The organism is Fructilactobacillus sp. X7R9C1 (assembly GCF_059901005.1).
The window spans coordinates 1-3,356 of record NZ_JBWXVG010000022.1; the positions used below are offsets into that span (position 1 = coordinate 1).

Here is a 3,356-nt window from a genome sequence, read left to right on the forward strand (position 1 = left end):
TCCCTCAATGTGGTGGCAACCTATGAAATATCCCTTTGTTGTCTAGTATATCACTCGCAAAGGAGATATTGAATGAAATTATCAATTGATAAATATAATCATGAACAAGCAATTGAAGACGCTAAACATGTATTAGAAAGCTACGATCACTATAACAATATTCGCATCAGAGGTAAGTTAGCTGATTTATCATCTCCTTTGATGGATGACATGCCGAAAGGCAACAGTGGGATGAATGGTCAAGAGGATAAGTACATTAAGTATTCTTATGCTGATAACTATTGTGAGTTAGTCGAAGGTGTGATTAAATCCATGACTGATGAATCATATCAATTAGTATTAACTTATTCATACATCAAACCTTTAGACAGTGGTATCGCTGTTGCAATGAAGCTACACATTGGTAGAAGTCAGATGTATCGATTGAAAGAACAAGCACTACTATGTTTCGCTGAACTGTGTCCATTAGTTAAGCTACATTACTATAATTAGATGGGACAATCTTGGGACAGAACTGGGACACATTCATACACTGAACGGGTTATATTAGTAAAGTGGAATAGTTAGATATGCCACAGTTAACCCTGACCGGGTTCTATAGTTTCCCATACCAAGTCATGCCTTCAAGTGATCTATTAAACATTTTGTTACTGACCGGGTTCTATATCTTCTCCATACCAAGCCATGGTATGACTCTCTAAAATCTATGGCAACATACTACGGATAGTATGAGACAGGTTCGACTCCTGTCTATGTTATTGGTATCAATACCTGAGAGTGTTGATGCAAGGTGTAAATACAGATATCTGTCGGTGCAACTCCGACCTACACCTTTAGTAAGGTAACCCTTACTTACACTGTACTACCACACCTTTCTCACTTCCTTTGGTAACATCGAATAATCTAATCTATTGTGGTAGTAACATCGTTAAAGAATCTAGGCATACTCCTAGGTTCTTTTTTATTGGAGGAATAAAGGAATGCCACGAGTACATCGTTGTCGCTATCCTAATTGTCATAACACAATACCAATCAATACTTACTACTGTGAGCAACACAAAGAGTTTGAGCAGCCTTATCTTGACTCAAGAAAGAAGTGGGCGAACAAACCAAAGAGCTATCAACATCGATACAACTTGGTCGATCGCAATCGGTCTGAGGTCAAGCAATCACAGTACGAGTTCTACCGCACGAAAGCATGGGTTACCCTAAGGCGTCAGACGCTTGCTAGTGACCACTATACCTGTAGGTACTGTAGGGCTTTAGGGACGTTAACGTATAACTGTCGAACCGTTGACCATATTGTTCCAATTGAATTCGACAGTGATAAAAAGGATCAAAAAAGCAATCTTGCAACCATATGTCGGAAGTGTCATAAAAAGAAAACAGCATGGGAACAAAAATACTATGGAACAGGAAAAGACCATGAAATAAAAAAGGTGAACCCCATCGAAAACGTCGAGATGATTTCATTTTTAATGAAAGAATATTAAAAACACCCCCGCCCCTACTGCGAGTAAGGCAAGAGCTCACACATTGCCCTTTGCTTGTGTAAAAGTCGTTTTTGAAAATTTTTAACTAGGGGGGGTTCGGCAAAATCAAGGAGGTGGTACCTGATGGTCAGAAAATCGAATAAGCGTAGTGCTGACGGTCTTTTACCAGTTCAGCCTCCTGCTTATTTAGGTCGAATTGCTAAAAATACGTGGCGTAAAGTTGCGCGTTATTTAAAAGCAAAAGGAAACGTTAAAGAATCAGACGAAAACCTGATTGAGCAGTATGCCAGTCAGTACGAAATCTATCGAGATGCTTATAAACATATTCGTGAGAACGGTGAAGTTCAAGCGATTTTTAAAACAGTACAAAATGCAGCTGGTGAAGCGATTGGATCGGACTTCACTGGTTATAAACGAAATCCAATGACGTCGATCTATAGTGATGCACAAAAGAATCTAACCAAGATTGGTTCAGAATTAGGCTTATCGCCAAAATCACGAAGCGAATTAGAAAAGATATTGAATTCAGATGATGACGGCGACGATACAGCTAAAACAATGAGTGACTTCTTTAAATAGAAAGGTGGTGTATTAATTGCGAATTGATTTAACGAGAAAAAAGAACGTTGATGAAGTCTATCAAAGTATCGATTTTGATGATATTCGCAAACAATACACTGACCCTGCTACTACTTATGCGTTTGATGTGATGGACGGCAAATACATTGCCGGATACAAAATGAAGTTAGCTTGTTTTCGTCATTTGCGCGATTTACAACGGCAAGGAAATTCAGACTTTCCTTACTACTTTGATGTGGACAAAGAGAAAAACATTTTAAAGTTTGCTAGCATTTGTCCAAACGTCGACACTGGTCGACCGACTAAGCTGATGTCCTGGCAAGAGTTTATCTTTGGTCAACTCAAAGGATGGCGTCGAGACGACGGTACTAAAGACGGTGCAACTCGTTTTACTAAGCTAATTTTATCGGTTGGGCGTGGACAGGGTAAGACTTATCTGTGTGCAATTCTGGAATGTTACTCATTCTTATTTGAAACCCTGGGGCTATCTAACCAGGATTTTTTAATATCTTCTATTAATACTGATCAGACCATGAAGCTCTATGGGTATGTGTCTCATATGTTAGAGCAAATCGTTCAGAATCAACCGTTTAAGGGCTTTGCACTAAAGACCGGTCTATCAATTCAGTATCGAAAAATTGTGATGAAAAACAATAACAACACCATTCACACGACTTCTTTCGAATCTGGAAAGTTTGATAGTAATCACTACAAACTTGCCGTTACTGATGAAATTGGAGAAATTAAAGATGATGTTGGATTATCGAAAATAACTTCCGGACAAATTAAAGTGCCTAATTCTTTACTAGTTGAAATTAGTACGAGTTATCCTGATCCGTCAGTTCCATTTAAACGGGACCAGGATATCGTGGTCCAAGCCATGGAAGAGGATTGGAGTCGCCAAGCTGATGACCAGCTCTGTTTAATCTGGGCTCAAGATAGTAAGACCGAAACCTTTCCGGAACACGACGACTACATGCAGTGGGCGAAAAGTAATCCACTGCTTTATTTACCATCACAAAAGGAAACCTTACTAGATGGACTGGTTTCAGAACGAAATGGTAAAGTCCTGAGCGGTAAAGTCATTGATTTTCAAAATAAGAATATGAACCTCTGGTTAGAGAACTCCACTGATAGTTTTCTCAAACTTGAGGATATTGAACGCGCTGTCATTCCGGACTTTAACATTGATGGCCGAACCGTTTACGTCGGGTTCGATTACTCGATGATGAGCGATAACACGGCGTTTGGTTTTGTTTATCCATACGAGGATAAAGAGGGTAA

Annotated in this window: 4 protein-coding genes; all 4 read left to right on the plus strand. The window is 39.3% G+C overall.

Annotation, left to right across the window (positions count from 1 at the left end):
- The first annotated feature begins 72 nt into the window (after nucleotides 1-72).
- On the plus strand, nucleotides 73-492 hold the full coding sequence (locus AC6UD0_RS07065) for an ArpU family phage packaging/lysis transcriptional regulator (RefSeq protein WP_500708634.1): 420 nt from the start codon (nucleotides 73-75) through the stop codon (nucleotides 490-492).
- 488 nt (nucleotides 493-980) lie between these two features.
- Nucleotides 981-1,493, plus strand: coding sequence for an HNH endonuclease (locus AC6UD0_RS07070; protein WP_500708636.1), 513 nt, complete (start codon nucleotides 981-983; stop codon nucleotides 1,491-1,493).
- Nucleotides 1,494-1,616: 123 nt separating this feature from the next.
- Nucleotides 1,617-2,072, plus strand: a complete 456-nt coding sequence (locus AC6UD0_RS07075; RefSeq protein WP_500708638.1) for a phage terminase small subunit P27 family — start codon at nucleotides 1,617-1,619, stop codon at nucleotides 2,070-2,072.
- Nucleotides 2,073-2,088: 16 nt separating this feature from the next.
- Nucleotides 2,089-3,356 (plus strand): terminase TerL endonuclease subunit (locus tag AC6UD0_RS07080; RefSeq protein WP_500708639.1); only part of this gene is annotated, 1,268 nt, incomplete at its 3' end.

Excerpts from the sequence above, each read along its gene's own strand:
- AC6UD0_RS07065 (WP_500708634.1), top strand. The coding sequence starts at position 73 with ATGAAATTATCAATTGATAAATATAATCATGAACAAGCAATTGAAGAC.
- AC6UD0_RS07070 (WP_500708636.1), top strand. The coding sequence starts at position 981 with ATGCCACGAGTACATCGTTGTCGCTATCCTAATTGTCATAACACAATA.
- AC6UD0_RS07075 (WP_500708638.1), top strand. The coding sequence starts at position 1,617 with ATGGTCAGAAAATCGAATAAGCGTAGTGCTGACGGTCTTTTACCAGTT.